Origin of the sequence: Pantoea sp. UBA5035 (genome assembly GCF_002415245.1) — a bacterium.
GTDB lineage: Bacteria > Pseudomonadota > Gammaproteobacteria > Enterobacterales > Enterobacteriaceae > Pantoea > Pantoea septica.
On sequence record NZ_DICD01000028.1, the window covers coordinates 222,578 to 244,053 of the forward strand.

The 21,476-nt window shown below is 47.7% G+C and carries 18 protein-coding genes; all 18 read left to right on the forward strand.

Translation table 11 applies throughout. The annotated features are described in order from the left end of the window. Positions 1–1,203 (forward strand): acyltransferase family protein, encoded by a 1,203-nt coding sequence (locus B3229_RS20290; protein WP_286873873.1) that lies wholly within the window; start codon positions 1–3, stop codon positions 1,201–1,203. Between the two features lie 84 nt (positions 1,204–1,287). Further along, positions 1,288–2,205, forward strand: coding sequence for a glycosyltransferase family 2 protein (locus tag B3229_RS20295; protein ID WP_033791537.1), 918 nt, complete (start codon positions 1,288–1,290; stop codon positions 2,203–2,205). 64 nt (positions 2,206–2,269) lie between these two features. Beyond that, positions 2,270–3,022 carry a glycosyltransferase family 2 protein gene (locus B3229_RS20300; RefSeq protein ID WP_033750743.1) on the forward strand — a complete coding sequence of 251 codons (753 nt, stop codon included), beginning with the start codon at positions 2,270–2,272 and terminating at the stop codon, positions 3,020–3,022. Positions 3,023–3,062: 40 nt separating this feature from the next. Further along, the gene (locus tag B3229_RS20305; RefSeq protein WP_033750181.1) at positions 3,063–4,097 is read left to right on the forward strand and encodes a glycosyltransferase; all 1,035 of its coding nucleotides are present in this window, start codon (positions 3,063–3,065) and stop codon (positions 4,095–4,097) included. Between the two features lie 90 nt (positions 4,098–4,187). After that, positions 4,188–6,398: a phage tailspike protein gene (locus B3229_RS20310; protein WP_286873879.1), complete on the forward strand. Its 2,211-nt coding sequence runs from the start codon at positions 4,188–4,190 to the stop codon at positions 6,396–6,398. Positions 6,399–6,584: 186 nt separating this feature from the next. Continuing rightward, on the forward strand, positions 6,585–7,847 hold the full coding sequence (gene wcaK, locus B3229_RS20315) for a colanic acid biosynthesis pyruvyl transferase WcaK (protein ID WP_286873882.1): 1,263 nt from the start codon (positions 6,585–6,587) through the stop codon (positions 7,845–7,847). Between the two features lie 4 nt (positions 7,848–7,851). Beyond that, positions 7,852–9,075: a glycosyltransferase gene (locus B3229_RS20320; protein WP_033750174.1), complete on the forward strand. Its 1,224-nt coding sequence runs from the start codon at positions 7,852–7,854 to the stop codon at positions 9,073–9,075. Continuing rightward, the gene (locus tag B3229_RS20325; RefSeq protein WP_286873884.1) at positions 9,072–10,412 is read left to right on the forward strand and encodes an MOP flippase family protein; all 1,341 of its coding nucleotides are present in this window, start codon (positions 9,072–9,074) and stop codon (positions 10,410–10,412) included. The genes B3229_RS20320 and B3229_RS20325 overlap by 4 nt, the downstream gene beginning before the upstream one ends. Before the next feature lie 275 nt (positions 10,413–10,687). After that, the gene (galF, locus tag B3229_RS20330; RefSeq protein WP_048784187.1) at positions 10,688–11,584 is read left to right on the forward strand and encodes a UTP--glucose-1-phosphate uridylyltransferase GalF; all 897 of its coding nucleotides are present in this window, start codon (positions 10,688–10,690) and stop codon (positions 11,582–11,584) included. A 53-nt stretch (positions 11,585–11,637) separates the two neighbouring features. Beyond that, complete coding sequence (gene galE, locus B3229_RS20335) at positions 11,638–12,651, forward strand: UDP-glucose 4-epimerase GalE (RefSeq protein ID WP_286873887.1); 1,014 nt, start codon at positions 11,638–11,640, stop codon at positions 12,649–12,651. Positions 12,652–13,034: 383 nt separating this feature from the next. Beyond that, positions 13,035–13,802: an ABC transporter permease gene (locus B3229_RS20340; RefSeq protein WP_286873889.1), complete on the forward strand. Its 768-nt coding sequence runs from the start codon at positions 13,035–13,037 to the stop codon at positions 13,800–13,802. Further along, positions 13,802–14,542, forward strand: coding sequence for an ABC transporter ATP-binding protein (locus tag B3229_RS20345; RefSeq protein ID WP_286873891.1), 741 nt, complete (start codon positions 13,802–13,804; stop codon positions 14,540–14,542). Before B3229_RS20340 ends, B3229_RS20345 begins: the two co-directional genes overlap by 1 nt. Before the next feature lie 18 nt (positions 14,543–14,560). After that, a complete protein-coding gene (gene glf / locus B3229_RS20350) occupies positions 14,561–15,712 on the forward strand; it encodes a UDP-galactopyranose mutase (protein WP_286873893.1) in 1,152 nt (383 codons plus the stop codon). Next, positions 15,709–16,602: a glycosyltransferase gene (locus B3229_RS20355; protein ID WP_286873895.1), complete on the forward strand. Its 894-nt coding sequence runs from the start codon at positions 15,709–15,711 to the stop codon at positions 16,600–16,602. The genes glf and B3229_RS20355 overlap by 4 nt, the downstream gene beginning before the upstream one ends. 10 nt (positions 16,603–16,612) lie before the next feature. After that, positions 16,613–17,743 (forward strand): glycosyltransferase family 4 protein, encoded by a 1,131-nt coding sequence (locus B3229_RS20360; RefSeq protein ID WP_286873898.1) that lies wholly within the window; start codon positions 16,613–16,615, stop codon positions 17,741–17,743. Positions 17,744–17,763: 20 nt separating this feature from the next. Next, positions 17,764–19,578: a DUF4422 domain-containing protein gene (locus tag B3229_RS20365; protein WP_286873901.1), complete on the forward strand. Its 1,815-nt coding sequence runs from the start codon at positions 17,764–17,766 to the stop codon at positions 19,576–19,578. Between the two features lie 52 nt (positions 19,579–19,630). After that, positions 19,631–20,548 carry a glycosyltransferase gene (locus tag B3229_RS20370; RefSeq protein WP_286873903.1) on the forward strand — a complete coding sequence of 306 codons (918 nt, stop codon included), beginning with the start codon at positions 19,631–19,633 and terminating at the stop codon, positions 20,546–20,548. A 14-nt stretch (positions 20,549–20,562) separates the two neighbouring features. Next, complete coding sequence (locus B3229_RS20375; protein ID WP_286873905.1) at positions 20,563–21,474, forward strand: polysialyltransferase family glycosyltransferase; 912 nt, start codon at positions 20,563–20,565, stop codon at positions 21,472–21,474. The last annotated feature ends 2 nt before the right edge of the window (positions 21,475–21,476 follow it).

Here is a 21,476-nt window from a genome sequence, read left to right on the forward strand (position 1 = left end):
ATGTACGTATTAATCATGGTGGTGTCGTTTTGTCTGGCGCTGCTCTTTCTGCGCGCGACCGGGTTCCATAAAGGCGTTTACAACGGCAGCGGCATTAAAAGCATCTCCGGGCTGCGCGCGCTGCTGGCCAGCATCGTCGCCTTTTCCCATCTGGTGCACTATCTCTACTCGCTGGACGGCAACTGGATCTTCGATAAGGACTATTTCGTCTGGTTCTCCGAAGGCAACTTTTTCGTCAACGCCGGCAAGTTCGGCGTGCTGCTGTTCTTTATGATCTCGGCGTTTCTGTTCTATCGCTGGCTGGACAACGACGGCATGCCGGCGAGCCAGCTCACCTGGAAGCTGCTGAAGTCGCGCGTGCGCCGCATCGTGCCGATGTTCTGGTTCTCCGGGCTGGTGATCATCCTGGTCGGCCTGGCGCAGGGCGGTTTGCATATCAACGCGCACAGCATAACCGACGCCGTGCTCTGGCTGCTGTTCGTCGGCAGCTATCATATGGGCGACTTTCTCACCGCTGACGTCAACGCCGGCGTGGAGTGGACGCTGCGTCTGGAGTGGCTGCTCTATCTCTCTATCCCGCTGATTTTCGTGGTGAACCGCGCCACCAGCGGCAGGTACAAAACCCTGCTGATCCTCGGCTCGATCGGCGCGATTTTCTGCGTCGCCGTGGCGCTGCGCCTGTGGGGCAAAACCTATACCGACCCGCGTCCGGTGCTGGGTTTCGCGATGGGCTACTTCGCCTATACCTGGCGCGACCGGCTGGCAGTCTTTAAACAGTCGCGTATCGCGGGCGTGGTCTGCATTCTGCTGGCGATTTTCGCGCTCGCCTTCACCAGCAACGCTTTCTGGTATCTGGTGTTCCTCTGCTGCCTGACGGCGATCTTCTTCGTGGTGAGCAGCGGCAACAACCTGCTTGGCATGCTGGAGAACAAAACCCTGATGTCGATCGGCGAGGTGAGCTACAGCCTCTATCTGATCCACGGCGTGGTGCTCTACTTCATTAAGCAGATCCCGCTCAGCATGGTGCCGCATAACATGGTGGTCTACACCCTGATCTCCACGCTGTTCTTCATACTGTCGTTCTACGTGGCGAAGATGACCTATCTCTATGTTGAAAAGCCCTTTATCGGCAGCAGCAACAAGAAGAAGGTGGCGGCTGAGGTTGCGCCGACCAAGCAGGATCGTACCGGTAACCCTTACTGATTATCACGGCTGCGTCCGGCGCCGCTGCGCGGCACGCAGCCTGTTTTTTTATAGATTTCAGCCCTGTTTTTAAGAGGTACTGGCATGAAGGACATTCGTTTCTCCATTGTAATCCCCGCGTATAATGCGTCGCAGTCGATCGTCGCGACGCTGGATTGCGTCAAGGCGCAGAGCTACCGCAATTTTGAAGTGATCATCGTTGACGACAAATCCGCCGATGCGGCGGCGCTGGCGGAGGTAGTCAACAGCGAGCGCTATCAGGATCTGGGCATTAACCTGGTGCTCTCCGAGGTGAAACTGAACGGCGCAGGCGCGCGCAATAAAGGCATTGAGCTGGCGACAGGGGACTACATCAGCTTTCTCGACGCGGACGACGAGTGGCACGCCGACAAGCTGCTGGAGACCAGCCGTAAAATCCAGGAGCTGGAGGCGCAGGGCAAAAGCAAGTTCGTGATCTACAGCCAGGTGAACATCTATCAGGACGGCAGCTTCCTGAAGGTGATGCCGATGCAGACGCCGGGTAAGAACGAAACCGTGGCGGAGTATCTCTTCGGCTGCTACGGCTTTATCCAGACCAGCACCATCGTGCTGAAGCGCGAGGATGCCGCGCGCATCCAGTTTGATACGCGCTATATCCGCCATCAGGACTACGACTTCTGCATTCGCGCCGATCGTCTCGGCTATGAGTTCGTGATGATCGCGCGCCCGCTCGCCACCTACCATCTGGTGACGAAATTTGGATCCAAGCATAAAGGCGAATCGGTGAAATATTCGCTTTTCTGGCTGGATGCCATGAAGCCGCATCTGACCGCGCGCGATATCGACACCTACAAGGCGTTTAAGCTGCCGCTGCGCTACAAAATGGACGGCAAGTCGCTGATGGCGAGCCTGACCTTCGCGCGCTACTTCTTTCTCACCAACAAAGACAACCAGTCCTACTTCCTTAACCGCGTGAAAGACAAGTTAAGGGCGCGGCTGGGCGGTGAAAAAGCGGTTTCCTGACTCTTTCTTGCTCCCTGCGCGGGAGCGTTTTCCCGGAACGACACTTTTTTATTCAGGTATGAATATGACGAATCATGTTGGCACCGTAGGCATTGTGATGCCGATGTATAACGCACGCCAGACGGTTTTACGCGCCGTGCAGTCGGTAATGAACCAGACCTGGCCGGACTGGCACCTTTACCTGATCAACGACAAATCTACCGATGATTCGCTGGCGCTGGTGCGCGAGCACTGTAACGATCCGCGCATTACCATTCTCGACAACGAGGTAAACCTCGGCGCGGCGGAGACCCGTAACGTCGGGCTGCGCGCGGCGAAAGAGGAGATTATCGCCTTCCTCGACAGCGACGACGAATGGCACGTCGACAAGCTGGCGCAGCAGGCGGCCGCTATCGCCTCCGGCGACGATTTCGTGATCACCGAATATCACTACAAAACCAAAAACGCCGATCACGACATCACCTACAGCAAACCTTACCTGCAGCAGGAAAACTTCGTGAAGAAGCAGTATCGCGTCTGCTTCTCCTCGGTCTGCTTCCGCCGTCCGCCGCAGGGGATTTTCTTCCAGCGTAAAGGGCACGAGGACTTCCTGTTCCTCTACGAACTCTTCACCCGCTACAAACAGGCGCGCGTGATTCAGAGCATTCTCGTCAACTATTACGAATTAGGCGATTCCCTTTCGCGCAACAAGAATAAAGCGGCGAAGTGGCACCTGGAATTATTAAGAATTATCTATAAAAACAATCCTTTAAAAATCTATTACTATTACGGCTGGTATATGGTGAACGGCGTACTGTTTACCCTTAAGCATCGATAACAGGATTGTCTTTTTACTCTTTTGAGGTGGGTAGCGTTAAATGAAAAAAATCGTCCTGGTGATCAAAGATGCCTATTCGTATGCCGGCACTGAGAACATCTGCAACTTTATGTCCGAGTGTCTGGGCGAAACGCACGACGTCACCATCTATTCGCTGGAAGGCAGCGGTAAAACCTTCTATCCCTTTGAGCACGTCAAAGAGATCGTCAGCTTTGAGGGACACAGCAATCCGATCAAAAGTATTGTCAGACGCATTCACAGCGAAGAGGTCGACAGCGTATTTCTGATCAGCATGGGGCGTCTGAGCGTGATGTTCGCTTTCTGGAGCCTGCTCTCCGGCAAGAAGAAACGCTTCAAGGCCTATGCCTGCGAACATATCGCCATCAACTCCTTCAGCAAGCCGATCAAACTCCTCAAATACCTGCTGCTGCGCTACTACGATCAGGTCATCGTCCTGACCGACAAAGACCATCAGGTCTTCTCCCGCTGGCGCATTCCGAGCAAGCAAATCCCCAATCCGGTGGTGTACAAAGCCTTTGAGCGCACCTCGCGCAGTCGTCAAGCGCTGGCGGTGGGCCGCCTCGATCACCAGAAAGGGTTCGATCTGCTGCTCGATATCTGGCGCGACTTCGCGCAAACCCATCCGGAGTGGACGCTGGTAATTGCCGGCGACGGCGAGCTGCGCCAGCAGCTGGAAGATCAGGCGGCGGCGCTCGGCATCACCGGCAGCGTCAACTTCGTCGGCCGCGTCAGCAATATCAACGACTACTACCGCGACAGCGATATGGCGCTGATGACCTCGCGCTACGAAGGGCTGCCGCTGGTGCTGCTCGAAGCTAAATCCTGGTCGCTGCCGGTGGTGGCCTATGACTGCCCAACCGGTCCGCAGGAGATTATCAACCAGGGCGAAGATGGCTTCCTGGTGCCGATGAACGACAAAGCGACCTTCCTGGCGCGCATGGATCAGCTCGCCAGCGACGACGCGCTTTTCTACGCCATGAGTCAGAAAACAAAAATTACCGCGCTGAAATTCGACGGTAAGCAGATCAAGCAGAGCTGGCTGGCGCTGGTTTAACAGCGGCAAGGGACGGGCCTGATTGCAACGTGCCTCAGGGGACACTGTTATGGCCCATTGCGCGGCCCCATCGACTACGGGATTAGATGCATGAAAAGAAGAGAAGTCTTGCAGAGCGCAGCCTCCTCCATTGTTGCCGCACTCTCCGTCAGTGCGTTCTCCAGCCACGCCGCGAAAACCAGCGGCGTCGCCCTGAAAGCGGTCGATCCGGCGGCGGTGCCGAAAGGCGACGTGCCGATTCTGACGCCGGAGAACCTCTACGCCATGCCGCCGCAGTTCTGGCAGGGCTTCGAAGGGCAGCTCTGGATCGGCAAGGCGGGCAGCGACGCCAGCCAGGCTGGCAACCAGATCCCGGTTTTTCTGCGCGACGACAGCGGCAAGCTGGCGCAAATCACCCAGCCGATCGCGCTCAACAAAGGCAGCTTCGCCCGCTTCGTTCACGACAACGCCGCGCTGATCGCCGATCCGTCGCATTCGATGACGGTGAAAGACAAAGATGGCAACATCCTGTTTAACATTCCCGACGTCAGCCGACCGGGTCAGGCGGCGTTCAGTCAGCGTCTGGCGCAGCCGGGCGGCTATCAGCTGATTGGCGAGATCGCCTCGGTTGAGGAGCTGCGCAAAACCCGCCCGCTGTTTGAAGGGGCGAAAATCAAGCTGAAAAGCTGGCATGAAGGGCTGGAAGTGGGCGGCGGCGAGTTTGTCGGCAGCTTCCAGAACGCAAAAGACGACGGCGGCGTAAACTTCGCCGGCGAGGGCTTTCACTGGCGCCGCGTGGTGGACGATTTCAACCGCCTGTCGCTGTTTGACTTCGGCGCCATCGCCGACGGCAAAACCGACGCCGCGCCCGCCATCAAAGCGATGTACCAGTGGTCGGAACAGGCGCAGCAGCCTATCTGCGTGCAGTTTCCCGCCGGCACCTTCTTCGTCTCCGCCTGCGATTTCGGCAGCGAAGGGCGCCGCTTTTTCCGCATCTCCGGCGCGATGGTCAACTTCGGCTACTTCCCGGCCACTACCATCGTCTCCGACGGCCAGTCGGAGTTCGTCTTCGACGTCAATGCGCGCTGGGTCGAGATCTCTAACCTGATCTTCAACGGCAACAGCGACAAACGTCCCAATAAACAGGGGCTGTTTCGCAACACCTGCGACGGCGGCCAGTTCTTCCGCGGCGCCTGTCTGCGCTTCAACGCGGTGGGCGGCACCGCGCTCAGCCTGCTGGATACGCTCGACTGCAAAATCGACCAGTGGTACGCCTCGCGCTGCACCGGCGACGTGATTAAAGCAGCCTGGTCGGGCCGCAAGGCGGGCGCCTGGGATCACAGCACCGCTATCGAGCTTTCCAACTTCAACGCGCAGAACTGCCGCGGCGGTATGGTGCTGAACCTGCCGCGCTGCAGCCAGTCGATTATTCATAATGGCTGGATCGAGCACTGCGATCATCCGGGCGACATCTCCAACGGTCAGTGGATCGTTGATGCCTTGAGCCTGGAGGATTGCAAAAACCCGCTGATTGCGCACAACTCGCGCCTCAATATGCGCCAGACCAATCTACAGTCCGGTAGCTGGATCGATAACTCCGATCAGGGCGAGCGCTGGCTCAACGTCTGGGAGATGGGATCGACGCGCGTGGAGTCTTACGGCGTCGCCATCGACGGCAGCCTGAAATACAACTACATCACCTCGCGCTGGCGGCTGGAGAACAACAGCGACCAGCAGACGTGGTTTGAGCTGGGCACGCTCTATTCGCCCTCTGTCGGCGACGCCTGGGAGATCGAAATCTTCGGCCAGTCGGAGTTCAGCAACGGCAGCACCAGCCAGCCGCTGATGAATCCGATCGCCGATCGCTCCACCGGCGGCCGTGCGGTAATCCAGGTGCAGCGCAAGAAGAGCAAGGCGGAAGCGAGCTGGTCTGCGGAGGGCAGCAGCCCGGTCGTCGAGGTGCGTTACGTCGCCGCCAACGACAGCGAAGTGCGCATCTTCGTGAAGCTGGCGGGCTGGACGCCGTCGGCGGTGGTGCTGATGAAGACCACCAGCAAAGACCGCTTCGCCACCGGCCGCTGCGCGCGCGTCAGCGCCAGCATGGAGAAAGCTGCGCCGCCATCCGGCAACGTGGCGGCGCCGCAGCGCTTTAGCCTGCATAACGGCAAGGCGGGCATCGGCGGCAACGAGCAGGGCGATCTGCTGCTGGCATCGCGCGCGCTTAATGCCGAGCAGGTGGACACCAGCAAGCCGAAAGGCTTTATCTCGATGGTGATTAACGGCGAACAGTGCGCCGTGCCCTATTTCGCCGTGAAAGGCTAATGACCGTTTATCGCGCGCAGGGAGGCGCGCGAGCAGCATCCTCTGGAGCCTTTTTTAGCTTGTATATTGGTTTTTTTTTGAACGCAGAGTTTACTTTGCCCGTCAGGACAGGGCGGCTTGTTTACCCGACGCATCGCAGACGTTCCGGCCGGGTAAAAAATTAAAAGAAATTTTTCGGAGTTGTTGATGAAAATTTTATTGGTGGGTAACCACACGTGTGGGAATCGCGGGGATGGCGCGATTCTCCGCGGGCTGATCGATTCAATACATGCCGCCCGCAGTGACATAGAGATTGACGCGATCAGCCGTTATCCAACGAGCTCTGGGTACTTGCTCCAGCAGGACATTCAGCAGGACTCGCTGTTTTTGCACAACAGCAAAGCGGCGAAGGGGCTGATCGGCACGGTAAAGCGCAAGGTCGCCAACCGACTGATGCCGAACATTATGATGGCGCATCTGGGCAAAGGCGGGCTGTTTAAATCTTTTGCCGTACCGGCACATCTGCAAACCTTCGCCGACAGCCTGAAGCAATACGACGCCATTATCCAGGTTGGCGGCTCTTTCTTCGTCGATCTTTACGGTGTGACGCAGTTCGACCATGCGCTCTGCGCCCTGATGGCAAAAAAGCCGATTTATCTGATTGGCCACTCGGTCGGCCCTTTTCAGCATCCGCGCGTCAACGCGCTGGCGAACTTTGTTTTTGACCGCGTTGATAGCCTGGTGCTGCGCGAGTCGGTCAGCCTCGACCTGATGAAAAAAGATGGCGTCACCACGCGTAAAGTTGCGCCGGGCGTCGACACCGCCTTTCTGGTGCGCGCGCGCAGCGTCGAGCAGCCGAGTCACAACCTGCTGCACTGGCAAAACATCATCAGCAGCCGCAAAACCATCGCCATTACCGTGCGCGAGCTGGCGCCGTTCGACAAGCGTCTGGGCGTGACGCAGCAAGAGTATGAAGCCGCCTTTGGCCGCGTGATCAACGCCATGATCGCCGAAGGCTATCAGGTGGTCGCCTTCTCCACCTGCACCGGCATCGACAGCTATGCCAAAGACGATCGCATGGTGGCGCTGACCCTGCGCGACAGCGTCGAGCGTCCGGAGAATTACCACGTCATCATGGATGAGTTCAATGACCTGGAGCTGGGCATTCTGCTGAGCCGCTGCCATCTTACTATCGGCACGCGCCTGCACTCTGCCATTATCTCCATGAACTTCGGTACCCCCGCCGTGGCTATCAACTATGAACACAAGTCGATGGGCGTCATGAATCAGCTCGGTCTGCCGCAAATGGCGACCGATGTGAAGAGCCTGATGGACGGTTCGCTGATCGGCAAAGTAAAAGAGGTGCTGGCGAATTACGACGCCATCAAGCAGCAGGTCGATACGGCGGTCGCGCACGAGCGCGAAGTCGGTAACCGGATCACAGAAGAGATCCTCAACGTATTGGGGTAATGCTATGAAACTGACTTTTTTCACCATGCGTTTCCCGGTCGCCTCTGAGACCTTCGTGCTGAACCAGGTGACCCATTTTATCGACGCCGGCTACGACGTCGAGATTATCTCCGTGTTCCCGGGCGATCTGGTGAACCGTCATGCGGCCTTCGACGAATATCAGCTGGCGGCGCGCACCCACTATCTGCTGCCGGAAGAGAAGGTCTCGAACCTCGACAAGCTCAACCAGCGCCTGAAGCTGGTGCTGCCGAAAGTGGCGAAACCGGCGCTGATCCGCTCGCTGAACGTGCGGCGCTACGGCGCGCAGTCCAGCAAGCTGCTGCTGCCCTCTATCGTGGCGAATACTCGCCAGCCCTATACCGCTGACGTGTTCCTGGTGCACTTCGGCTATGCGGGCGCGCTGGCCAATAAGCTGCGCGAACTCGGCGTGCTGGTAGGCAAACAGGCGACGGTGTTCCACGGCGCGGATATTTCGCGTCGCCATATCCTGGAAGAGCATAAGCAGGATTACGTCAATCTGTTCGAACAGAGCGAGCTGCTGCTGCCGATTAGCCATCTGTGGGAGCGCAAGCTGATCGAGATGGGCTGCCCGCCGGAGAAGATCCACGTTACGCGCATGGGCATCGAGCCGGAGAAGTTCAACTTCGAGCCGCGCCAGGCGTTTCACTCGCCGCTGCGCATTGTTTCCGTGGCGCGTCTCACTGAGAAGAAGGGGCTCGACGTGGCGGTGAAGGCCAGCGAACTCCTGAAGCAGCGCGGCGGCCAGTTTGAGTTCACCATTATCGGCAACGGCGATCAGGATGAGATGATGCGCGAGCATATCGCCAACGCCGGGCTGGAGGATTGCGTCAGCATGCCGGGCTTTAAGCCGCAGGAGGAGATCCGCGCCGCCCTGAGCGAGGCAGATATCTTCCTGCTGCCGTCGAAAACCGCCGCCGATGGCGATATGGAAGGCATTCCGGTCGCGCTGATGGAGGCGATGGCGGTGGGGCTGCCGGTAGTCTCCACCTTCCACAGCGGCATTCCGGAACTGATTGAGAACAACGTTTCAGGCTGGCTGGTGCCGGAAAACGACGCCGAGGCGCTGGCCGATACGCTCTTCAGGCTCTCTCAGGGCGATATCGACGTCGCGCCGGTCGTTGCGGCGGCGCGCCGCAAGGTCGAGACGGAATTCAACCAACATATCGCCTACGGCGAGCTGGCGAGGCTACTGGAGCAGCTGGCGTGAGTGGTTTGAAAAAACAGGCGATATGGCTGTTTGGCAGTACCTGTTTTGCCGCAGTGCTGCAGGTGCTGCAGCTTAGCGTGCTGGCGCGCAAGCTGGAGGCGCACGAGCTGGGGCTGCTGGCGATTATCAACGCGATTCTGGCGGTCGCCACCGTGCTGCAGGATATGGGGATGAGCAGCTATATCGTGCATCGCCAGGATATTAGCCGACGCGAGCAGAGCACCATTTACTGGGTCAACGTTTCGCTGAGCCTGGTAACCGGTCTGATCCTGATTGGCGTCGCGTATCCCATCGCCTGGTTTTACCACCTGCCGGAGCTGGTGGGGCTGATTATGCTCACCAGCCTCAACTTCCTCGTGCTGGGGCACCTGTCGCAGTATCAGGCGCACTACATCAAAACCAAACGCATGGTGCTGCTGGCGAAAATCGAGATGGCCACCAAGCTGTTTGCGTTCGCCTGCACCGTAGCGATGCTCTACTTCACCTCGCTAACGGTAGCCGCGGCGATCCTCGGGCTGTTTATCAACGCTTTTACCCGCATCCTCTGCCTGATCGCTTTCGGCGAGAAGTCGTGGCGGCCGACCTGTGAGTTTGACAGGGCGACCTTCGTCAGCGCGGTACGCTACGGCATCTATCAGCTCGGCTCGCAGACCATTAACCAGCTGCGTACCCAGGCAGATGCCCTGATTGTCGGCAAAGTGATGGGCGCCGAGATGCTCGGCATCTACTCGCTGGCGAAAGAGCTCATCCTCCAGCCGCTCAAGCTGGTGTCGCCGGTGATTAACCGCCTGGCGCTGCCGCGCTTCGCCGAGAAGCAGCAGGATCCAGAGCAGCTGAAAAAACTGTTCCTGAAGGGCACCTTCGTCATCATGCTGTTCAGCAGCGCGATGTACCTCGCCATCGGCATTCTCTCGCCGGTAATTGTGCGCGTGCTGTATGGGGCGTCGCACGAGCAGGTCTACCATCTGATCCCGCTGATGCTGCTGTTCGGCATGCTGCGGCCGATGGGCGGGCTGACCGGCGCGATTTCGCAGGCCAACGGGCGCACCAGCGTCGAGTTCTACTGGAATGTGGTGGCGAGTCTGGTGGTGCTGGCGGTGCTGGCGACCACCTTTATCTGGCCAAACGTGCTCTATGTGGCGCTGACGCTGTCGATCTCGCAGGTGTTGATCTCCGCTTTCGCGCACCCCTTCTTTATCAAGCCGGTGATTGGCATTCGCTTTATGCCCTATGCGCGACAGTGGGTGTCGGTGTCGGCGATATTTATCGCGGTCATCGCGCTGGTAAACCATTTCAACCTGTTTGTCAGGCCGGAGTGGTTCGAAGGCTGGCTCTGATCGGCGCGTTTCCTCTCGGGCGGCCAGCGTGCCGCCCGAGTCTTTTTTAGCCTGGCATTAACCTTTACCGAACAGCGTTATCGACGCAGGTTTTAACCCGGCGGTTAGCGCTTGTCTTTGCTCACTTTATGGCGCGCCTGAACAGTGGGAAAAAGATGAATTTCTAAGGGATGACAGGCATTTAGTGTCGGATTTTCGGATAAAGATTATACTTGCAGTTCTGGCCGATCCTGCATAATCGACCGCACGTATTCACTTCATGAAATGGAAAAAATATGACCAAGCTTAAAGCAGTAATCCCGGTTGCGGGTCTCGGTATGCATATGCTCCCGGCGACGAAAGCAATTCCAAAAGAGATGCTGCCTGTCGTTGATAAGCCGATGATTCAATACATCATTGATGAGTGCGTTGCTGCAGGCATCAAAGAGATCGTGCTGGTCACCCATGCTTCCAAAAATGCGGTGGAAAACCACTTCGATACCACTTACGAGCTGGAAGCGCTGCTCGAAGCGCGCGTAAAACGTCAGCTGCTGAGCGAAGTGCAGTCAATTTGCCCGCCGGGCGTGACCATTATGAACGTGCGCCAGGCGCAGCCGCTGGGTCTGGGCCACTCTATTCTGTGCGCCCGTCCGATGATCGGCGACAACCCTTTTGTTGTGGTGCTGCCGGACGTGCTGCTGGACGACTCCACCGCCGACCACCTGCGCTACAACCTTGCCGCTATGGTGGCGCGTTTCGAAGAGACCGGGCACAGCCAGGTGCTGGCGCAGCATATGCCGACCGCCGATCTCTCTGAGTACTCCGTTATCACCACCGAGCAGCCGCTGGATAACCCGGGCGATGTCAGCACCATCACCGACTTCGTCGAGAAGCCGGATCAGCCAGCGCCGCTGAACTCCGACCTGGCCGCGGTTGGCCGCTATGTGCTTTCTGCTGATATCTGGGGCGAGCTTGAGCGCACCGAGCCAGGCGCATGGGGCCGTATTCAGCTTACCGATGCTATCGCCAGCCTGAGCCAGAAGAAGCCGGTCGATGCCGCGCTGCTGACTGGTCGCAGCTTCGACTGCGGTCGTAAACTCGGCTATATGCAGGCGTTTGTGACTTACGGCCTGCGCAGCAACGGCATGGGGCAGGATTTCCGCGCCGCCATTGAGAAAATTCTGGCAAAATAACTTTTTCTCACGTTTTGCCGCGCACCGACGCGGCAGCTTAGACAGGAGCACACATGGCTATTTTGGTAACGGGCGGGGCGGGATACATCGGCTCGCATACGGTGCTGGCGTTATTGCAGCGCGGCGACGACGTTGTGGTACTGGATAACCTGTGCAACGCCTCGCGCGAGGCGATTAATCGCGTTGAGAAGCTGGCAGGTAAAAAAGCGACCTTCGTCGAAGGCGATATTCGCGACCGCGCCTGCCTGCGCGATCTGTTCGCCAGCAACGATATCACGGCGGTGATTCACTTCGCCGCGCTGAAAGCGGTAGGGGAATCGACCCGCATGCCGCTGGAGTACTACGAGAACAATGTTGCCGGCACCGTGGTGCTGCTGGAAGAGATGCGCGCCGCTGGCGTCTATGACTTTATCTTCAGCTCTTCCGCCACCGTCTACGGCGCCGACGCGCCGGTTCCCTACGTGGAAACCACGCCGATTGGCGGCACGACCAGCCCTTACGGCACCTCCAAGCTGATGATTGAGTTCGTGATGCGCGACTTCGCCTTCGCCGAACCGAAATTCAAAGCTATCGCGCTGCGCTACTTCAACCCGGTGGGCGCGCACGAGTCTGGCGAGATTGGCGAAGACCCCACCGGCATTCCCAACAACCTGCTGCCCTATATCGCGCAGGTGGCGATTGGTCGTCTGCCGCAGCTCGGCGTATTCGGCGGCGATTACCCGACGCCGGACGGCACCTGTCAGCGCGACTACATTCACGTCGTCGATCTGGCGGAAGGGCATCTGAAAGCGCTCGACCATTTACCGAAGGTTGAAGGTTACAAGGCCTACAATCTCGGCGCGGGTAAAGGCTATTCGGTGCTTGAGATGATCAAGGCGTTTGAAGCGGCGTCCGGTAAGCAAATTCCTTACGAGATCAAACCGCGTCGCGACGGTGACCTGGCGGCCTTCTGGGCCGATGCGAGCCTGGCGGATAAAGAGCTGGACTGGCGCGTGACGCGCGGGATCGAAGAGATGATGCGTGATACGTGGAACTGGCAGTCGAAAAATCCTAACGGATTCAAATAGATTTTCTTTATAAGAAAAAAGCCTGTCAATTGACAGGCTTTTTGTTTTGTATGAAGTTGACTATTAATTCTTCGATAAGAAGCGCATCTTCTTTCGCATTAGCAATGAAAATGTTAGGATTTCCGGCAGGTGACTGGTTAGTGTTGGAAGAATAAGTTTTAAGATTTATCTTCTTGAACTTAACAATCAGGTAATCATGATTTTTCTAATGTGATTTCTAGTTTCAATCTCAGGCTATACCAGTTGATGATATGTTTACAGGGCTGAGAGATTAAAATCTTTACTGGTTGCTGCAGGCCAGGGGCGGTAGCATTGTTTTTTGTAAGCTATAGCACCTTAATACCAAGCAAGCCATAACATTCATAGGCACATTTGAGCAAAATATGAAGTATAACTTCGGATATTTAATTGATCTTGTCACGGTTATTACAGAAAAAGAGTTAAAAGTACGCTATAAAAGCAGCTTTTTGGGATATCTTTGGTCGATAGCTAACCCTCTACTTTTCGCAATGATTTATTACTTTATATTTAAACTTGTCATGCGAGTTCAGATACCAAATTATACAATATTTCTGATAACAGGTTTATTTCCCTGGCAGTGGTTTGCAAGTTCAGCAAGTAATTCTCTTTTCTCTTTTATAGCAAATGCGCAGATAATAAAGAAAACGGTTTTCCCAAGATCGGTCATTCCTTTTAGTAATGTGTTAATGGAGTTCTTGCATTTTCTTTGCACAATTCCAGTGATTATTGTATTTCTTTATATCTATGACATGCGTCCTTCGTTGTCTTGGCTATGGGGAATACCTTTGATTGGTTTTGGACAAATGCTATTGACGTATGGATTAGCTTTGTTACTTTCAACTCTAAATCTTTTCTTCCGAGATCTTGAACGCTTTATAAGTCTTGGGATAATGCTAATGTTTTATTGCACACCAATTTTATACTCTATTGATTTGATTCCCGAAGCATATAGATGGATTATAAGCGTTAATCCGCTTTCGCTATTGATAATATCCTGGCGAGACATGTTTATGCATGGAACTATAAATTATATTACACTTATGCATATATACGTTTCTGCAGTAATAATGCTAATTGCTGGTGTATGGGTTTTTAATAAATTAAAATTCCGCTTTGCTGAGATATTGTAATGACTGTGGCAATTGAATTTAAAAGTGTTACTAAAAGATACCCGCTCTATCATCATATAGGCTCAGGTATTAAGGAACTCATATTTAACCCGAAACGCGCACTATCAATGCTTTCTGGGCGTTCATATCTTGCAATAGAAGATATTTCTTTTCAGGTACAGAAAGGAGAATCTGTCGCCCTTATTGGTCGAAATGGTGCAGGAAAAAGTACATCACTTTCATTGGTTGCTGGTGTGATTAAACCAACAAACGGCAGGGTTATAGTAAATGGAAGAGTGGCTTCAATGTTGGAGCTCGGCGGAGGCTTTCATCCTGAATTAACAGGCAGAGAAAACATTAGACTGAATGCAACTTTATTAGGCCTCAGACGTAAAGAACTTAATAAAAGAATAGATAAAATAATTGAGTTCTCTGAACTTGGCGAATTTATTGATGAGCCAATACGAGTTTATTCAAGTGGGATGTTAGCTAAGCTAGGCTTTTCAGTTATTACGCAGGTAGATCCAGATATACTCATAATAGATGAAGTCTTGGCAGTTGGGGATATAAGTTTTCAAAAGAAATGCATAAATACTATTAATGATTTCAAAGAAAAAGGTGTAACCATTCTTTTTGTAAGCCATAGCATGAGCGATATAGAAAAGGTTTGCAATCGAGTTATATGGATTGAGAATCATAAAGTTAGAAAAATAGGCGACAGCAAAAGTGTTATTGCTGATTATAAAAAGTTTATGCAGTAAGGGTGTAAGGAATAATTGATGAAAAAAAATGTTTTGGTGGTTGGTGCAGGTTTTTCAGGTGCGGTCATAGCAAGACAGTTAGCCGAAAATGAACATAAAGTTACAGTAGTTGATGCCCGAAAGCATGTAGCAGGAAACTGCTATAGTGAAGTTGATTCAAAAACTGGCGTCACTGTACATACTTATGGGCCTCACATATTTCATACTGATAACGAAGAGGTATGGAGTTATTTAAGCCGATTCACTGAAATGATGCCTTATATAAATCGTGTAAAGGCAACAGTAGCGGGTAAGGTTTTTTCGCTACCTATTAATTTGCATACAATCAATCAGTTTTTTGGTCTTACTTTGTCGCCTGATGAAGCTAAAAAATTTATTGAAGGAAAGGGTGAATCTAATATTACTGATCCCCAATCATTTGAAGAGCAAGCCCTGCGCTTTGTAGGCCGAGAGTTATACGAAGCTTTTTTTAAAGGGTATACTATCAAACAGTGGGGATTATCTCCTGCAGATTTGCCGGCCTCGATACTAAAACGTCTGCCTGTGAGGTTTAATTATGATGACAATTATTTTAATCATAAATACCAAGGTATGCCAAAAAATGGTTATACAGAAATAGTTGAAAATTTACTGGCTCATGAAAATATTGAGACAAAGTTGGAAACTTTTTTTGAAAAGAATGTTGCAGAAGCTTACGATCATGTTTTTTACAGTGGTCCTTTAGATGCATATTACGAACATATTTATGGAAGACTAGGTTATAGAACTCTTGATTTTGAAAAGTTCTATTATCAAGGTGACTACCAAGGATGTGCCGTTATGAATTACTGCGAAAAGGATGTGCCTTTCACAAGAATTACAGAGCATAAATATTTTGCGCCATGGGAAAAACATGCCGAATCTGTTTGTTATAAAGAGTTCAGCAGAAGTTGTGGAGAAAATGATATTCCTTACTATCCAATTCGGCAAGTTGGTGAAATGGAAATGCTTGATAAATACGTTCAACTGGCTGAAAAAGAAGAAAAGGTGACTTTTATCGGCCGTCTTGGTACTTACAGATATTTGGATATGGACGTAACAATAGCAGAAGCATTAAACACTTCACGTTTATATTTAAATAATATCAAAGAAGGTATTAAAATGCCTTCTTTCGCAGTTTCCGTAAGATGAATATAACTGCTCTGATTGTAACATATAACCGGCTTCATAAGTTAAAAAAAACCTTAATGGCAACAAGGAGGTTGCCATTTAATCATATAGTAATAGTCAATAACGCTTCCACTGACAATACGGAAGATTGGCTAAATGCTATTGCTGATGCAAATATTACTATTCTTCATAGTAAAAATAATAATGGTGGAGCTGGGGGATTTAGATTAGGGTCAGAATATATATCTAAATATTTGGAAACTGAATGGATCGTTTTCTTTGACGACGATGCTTATCCAGCTGATGATTTTATAAGCAATTTTTCAAGTATAGATAAAAATGAAAAAAATGTATATTGCAGTGAAGTGCGAACGCCACAGGGAAAAATATGCAAAATGAATCTGCCCTGGAAGAAAAGAGCTATCACGTTAAGAGATAATTTAAAATATATTCGTTATCCTGAAAATTACATAGCCCAACCTAATCTAAAAGAGAGAGTATTAACATTTTCTTTTGTAGGATGTATAATTTCGAAAAGAGTTTTGGTCAATAGTTATAAGTATATCCAGCCAGATTTATTCATATATTATGACGATGTGTTTTTTTCCTACAATCTTACATATTATGGCTATGAAATATTTTTTTGCCCGGAGCTTAAGTTTATTCATGATGTTAAAGAAAAGAATAGTTGGGATGGGCAGGAATGGAAGATATACTATTTATCAAGGAATCTATTTCTATATGAGAAGTATTTCCCAGGCAAGGATTTTTTTAGCACCATATCTAAGTGCATTAGGATAATAAAGTATACTATCGATGGGCTCAAATGTAAGCATAAGAAAAATTACTATGCTTATTTATTGAAAGGGATTTTTCACGGAATGAAAAATAAAGGTGGTCGCAACCACTAGTGGTATATGAATGAAAAAGAAAATTTGTTTTTTTATAAATTCAGGCTGGTATTTTAAATTACATTGGTTTGATAGAGCAAAATTATTTTTAAACGATGGTTTTGATGTATATGTCATTGGTCATTTTACAAAAGAGGAAAAAACATTTTTGACAAGAGCTGGTATGAATTGCTATGAGAGTGGAATGCATGAAAGATCTTTAAATGTTTTCTCGTCTTTAAAAGATATGTTGAACATCTTCTTAATCTTAAGAAAAATCCGTCCTGATATCTTACACTCAATAACAATCAAGCCCATCCTTATTGGCGGCATTTTTTCAAGGCTATCAGCAAAACCTTTTGTGGCTAGTTTTGTTGGTCTTGGTAGAGTTTTTATGAAGCAAGATCCTTTATACAAAACGCTGAATTTCTTAGTACGGAAACTATACAGTTTCATTTTCGGAAATGCCAAAAGCAGACTGATATTTGAGCATGTTCATGATATGAATTTGCTAAAAAGCCTTACGAACGTTTCAAAGCATCAATGTTTTGTCATTGAGGGAGTGGGTGTAGATCTTATTAATAATTATAACTATATCCCTGAAAAAAATAATACTCCTCCCGTAATATTATTTGCTAGCAGACTACTTAAGTCCAAGGGGTTAGAAGTTTTAGTAAATATAAAAAAAGAGTTGCTGTCAGAAAATTTTGACTTTACTCTAAATGTTGCTGGCATTGAAGTAAAAGATGATAGAGATGCCATCCCTATAGAGCAAATAAATAAGTGGCACAACCTGGGTTTAATTAACTGGCTTGGCAAACGCGATGACGTACCTGAACTAATTGCTGAAAGTAACATAGTGGCACTACCTTCAACTTATTTTGAAGGCATTCCAAGGATAATTATTGAAGGGGCTGCAATAGGAAGAGCTTGTATTGTTTATGATAGCGGCGGTTGCAGTAGCATAATAAAAGATAGTGTAAATGGATTTGTTATAAAAAAGAATGATACTAAACAATTCAAAGAAAAAATTCGTGTTCTACTGTCTAATTCCGACCTAAGATATGAGATGGGGGTCAATGGCCGGAAAATAGTCGAAGAGCGCTTCAGTTTGCAATCTGTTTTTAATAAAACAAAATTAATTTACCTTAATATACTTTAATTTCTATTTAGAGGTTCGACGTGTCATCTAATCCTAATGTCAAAATTTATGTTTGTCATCATAAGAGTTCACCATATATTAAGAACGAATGTATAATTCCAATTCAGGTTGGACGCGCTTTATCTGATAATAAACTTGATTATTGTATTGGTGATGATACAGGAGATAATATATCTCATAAAAATAAATCTTGGTGCGAACTAACTGCTATCTATTGGGCCTGGAAAAATGACGATGCTGATTACTATGGTTTAATGCACTATAGAAGGTATCTCTCTTTTAAATCTCATGGGGATTATGATGTCATTAATAAGCTCGATGAAGAGATTGTTCAGGAACATAAGCTGGATCCTGAGCATATTAAAGCTATTTGCGGTGAACAAGATATTATAACAGGGCCCGTGTGGAACGTTCATCCTGTCGGATTACCCTGGAAAATCATGTCGAACTATGATCAATATGCTTTAGACCACTATCGTAAAGATCTAGACATCGTGGCCGAAATTGTTAAGGAGAAGTATCCGCACTTTTACTTACCATTGTTAGAGTCAATGTATTCAACCTCATGTTTTTTTGCGAATATCGCTATAATGAAACGGGAATATTACAATGAATATTGTGAGTTTCTTTTTGGGGTATTAGAAGAAGCTGAATCTAGAATAGATATTAGTAATTATGATTCGTATCAATCCAGAATCTGGGGTTTTATTGCAGAAAGACTTGTAAATGCGTATGTATTATACGCTAGACGTGCTTACAAAAATATCAAAGTACGAACTGCAGGGTTGATGTATCTAGCTGAATCACCAAAATTGAATTTAGAAGATATTGTTTATAGAATTGAAAGTAAAAAGAAAGAAGAAAAAAAATTACTTGCTGAACCTATAAACATTTGTATGTCTTTTGATGATCGCTATTATGCTCACGCTAGTGCTACAATCGAATCTATTGTTGACAATGCACATCCTAAGCAAAAAATAAATTTTCATATTCTTTGTGATAAAAATTTAACAGATGAGAAAAGAACACTTTTAAAAACTAATATAAAATCGAATATTTCTATCGATTTTGTTGAAATTGATCCCGAGCTTTTTGTATCAGTACCTCTTAATCGGTCATATATTTCTTTAAATACATACTATCGTTTGGTAATACACAAAGTTTTACCAAGTGTAAATAAGGTTATTTATTTAGATTCCGATATGATCTGTCTTGATGATATTGCGAAGTTATGGCTAGAGCCTCTCGAAGGTAAATGCATTGGCGCTTCACTCGATGAAGGTGGTGTTTTACAATCCCGGCGTCTTTTACTTGGGGCAGATAACAACTACTTTAATGCGGGTATGATTGTTTTTGATTTGCAGAGAATTCGCGAAAAATATGAAGATGTATTTATTGATTACATGATAAATTTTTACATCAATAACCGAGAAATAAGTCTTCAGGATCAAGATATTTTAAACATTACTTTTAAGAATGAAACAAAAATTCTTCCCTTAAAATGGAATGTTAATAGTAGAATGTTTACAGCTAATGATTTGGAAAGGAAATATAGTCCTAATCAAGAATCAGAAGCGGTGCAAGACATCGGCATCTTACATTTCACAGACAGGCGAAAACCATGGACGTTAACTTGTGTTCACCCATTAAAAGATTATTATTGGGGATATCGCAAGCTTAATCCACATGCACCGATGAGTTCTCAAGATAAAATAATTGAGAAATATGCTGGTAAAATAACCTATAAAATTAACGGCGGGTTTATTTTAGTGAAAGTATTTGGGGTAAAACTTAAATTAATAAAAGACTTATTGCCAAAATTTTACGAAAGCTGAAAATCAACTTCTAAAACTGAGCGGCGATTATTCGCCGCTTTTGAGCATTGGTATGAATGATAATAAACGAATTTTATTTTCAGTAGTAACAATTCTAACTGATAAATTTGTCCATTTTGAGAATACTTTCTATTCGTTAGTTCGCCAGTCTTATCCTCACTGGGAATTGATAATTATCTCTTCTGAAGAGAATAAACAAGCCCTGTCCGAATTCAAAAGTAAACACTTTTCCGGACATCATCAAAATATTAATATTTTGTATATAGACAGCTGTAAAAGTTATGCGACTGCAATGAATGTTGGGTTTAGAATTGCTAATGGTGATTACATAATATTTATTGAGCAATTTGATAGAATAAATGAAGATTATTTTACGTATGTTGCAGAAAATTATTCAGAAGATAACCCTGAATTATTTTACTCTCAAGTAATGATAAATTATGAATTTACCTTCTTGAAAAGACCATTGTTAGCTGGAATCAAAAATCACCCCTCTAATGATGAATTTATTTCATTAAATAATGTTTTAAATAGACCGACTATAAGCTCCTTATCTTTTTTATTTCCTAAAAATATAAAAAACAAAATTGGTTATTTAAAAGAAACTAGATGTGATTTTCCTGTATGGGATTATCTTATAAGAGCGAGTGATAAATTTGTGTTTCACAAAATGGAGACTTCTCTATATCAGTTAACGATAAAAAGTAATTATATTAATCCTAAAATATTTCAATGGAATAAAAATAAAATAACTAATTCTAAATATTTATTTTTACATGATTCATTCGCTAATAATCAGCAGTACTCCTTAGATTATAATGCCCGCCAAAATCAACACATAAAAGCAGTATTCGATGATGACTATGCACGTAGTAAAATTATATCTAAAATAAGATATAATAAAATATTTTATTCAGTCATAATAAAAACACTTAAGTTTGTTAAATATATTTTTACGCAGATGCGTTAAATAAAGGCTGATTTATGAAAAGAAGACTTTTTATTTCGACAGGTTTCTATTCAACTTTATTAGCATCAGTCATTGCAAGCGAAGATAATTTGCAATATGAAGACTATTTATTAATAACAATCGATCGGCAATCAGTGGATAGTAATCGATTATGGGCTAATAGATTGCACAGATGGAAAAATATTGACTTTATAAATCATGAGGATTTCTATGCATCAAAAATAAATTATACGCATAGTGTAAATTTTTTTGATGTTGTCTTTTCGCCTTTCCCTGAAATGTTTCTGACAATTACTTCCGCTTTCCCTTCTGAAAATTATTCTTACTATGAAGAAGGTTTGACTAGCTATTATCAGTTTTATAATGATCAGTTTTTGTCCGGCGACTTTTATTTTTGTTTACATCCTTATATCTATAACCAAAAATATGAACTTAACTCTCTGCCAGTTAAAATAAGCAAGGTTATTGAAAAGCTTGAAGTTATAAGCAGGTGTTATAGAGTGCCCTTAATTGAAGGAAATAATAACGTCGTTATTATTGGGCATGGCGGATTTCCCGATGAAAATCATAATTTATTAATGATAGAAGAGTATTTTAATGTCATTAAGAATTTTTCTAAAAAAGGCTATAATGTTATTTTATTAGGGCACACCAGGTTTTCAGTAGATGAAAACTTACTTCACTATTTGAGATCTTCTAATGAAATTAACTTTAAGTATATAGAGCATGATTCCCCGACATCTGATGTTTTTTTATTAAAAAATGCAAAAAACATAAAAATACTTTCCGGCGTTTATTCTACACTTTTAGTTAATGCAAAAGATTTATATGGGATTGAAGTTGAGCCCTTTGATTCTGCTACATTATCTGAGCGTCAATATAAATTAAAAGAAATACAGTCTCTTTTGCTAAATTATAAACTTTGATT

Excerpts from the sequence above, each read along its gene's own strand:
- B3229_RS20290 (WP_286873873.1), top strand. The coding sequence starts at position 1 with ATGTACGTATTAATCATGGTGGTGTCGTTTTGTCTGGCGCTGCTCTTT.
- B3229_RS20295 (WP_033791537.1), top strand. The coding sequence starts at position 1,288 with ATGAAGGACATTCGTTTCTCCATTGTAATCCCCGCGTATAATGCGTCG.
- B3229_RS20300 (WP_033750743.1), top strand. The coding sequence starts at position 2,270 with ATGACGAATCATGTTGGCACCGTAGGCATTGTGATGCCGATGTATAAC.
- B3229_RS20305 (WP_033750181.1), top strand. The coding sequence starts at position 3,063 with ATGAAAAAAATCGTCCTGGTGATCAAAGATGCCTATTCGTATGCCGGC.
- B3229_RS20310 (WP_286873879.1), top strand. The coding sequence starts at position 4,188 with ATGAAAAGAAGAGAAGTCTTGCAGAGCGCAGCCTCCTCCATTGTTGCC.
- wcaK (WP_286873882.1), top strand. The coding sequence starts at position 6,585 with ATGAAAATTTTATTGGTGGGTAACCACACGTGTGGGAATCGCGGGGAT.
- B3229_RS20320 (WP_033750174.1), top strand. The coding sequence starts at position 7,852 with ATGAAACTGACTTTTTTCACCATGCGTTTCCCGGTCGCCTCTGAGACC.
- galF (WP_048784187.1), top strand. The coding sequence starts at position 10,688 with ATGACCAAGCTTAAAGCAGTAATCCCGGTTGCGGGTCTCGGTATGCAT.
- galE (WP_286873887.1), top strand. The coding sequence starts at position 11,638 with ATGGCTATTTTGGTAACGGGCGGGGCGGGATACATCGGCTCGCATACG.
- B3229_RS20340 (WP_286873889.1), top strand. The coding sequence starts at position 13,035 with ATGAAGTATAACTTCGGATATTTAATTGATCTTGTCACGGTTATTACA.
- B3229_RS20345 (WP_286873891.1), top strand. The coding sequence starts at position 13,802 with ATGACTGTGGCAATTGAATTTAAAAGTGTTACTAAAAGATACCCGCTC.
- glf (WP_286873893.1), top strand. The coding sequence starts at position 14,561 with ATGAAAAAAAATGTTTTGGTGGTTGGTGCAGGTTTTTCAGGTGCGGTC.
- B3229_RS20355 (WP_286873895.1), top strand. The coding sequence starts at position 15,709 with ATGAATATAACTGCTCTGATTGTAACATATAACCGGCTTCATAAGTTA.
- B3229_RS20360 (WP_286873898.1), top strand. The coding sequence starts at position 16,613 with ATGAAAAAGAAAATTTGTTTTTTTATAAATTCAGGCTGGTATTTTAAA.
- B3229_RS20370 (WP_286873903.1), top strand. The coding sequence starts at position 19,631 with ATGAATGATAATAAACGAATTTTATTTTCAGTAGTAACAATTCTAACT.
- B3229_RS20375 (WP_286873905.1), top strand. The coding sequence starts at position 20,563 with ATGAAAAGAAGACTTTTTATTTCGACAGGTTTCTATTCAACTTTATTA.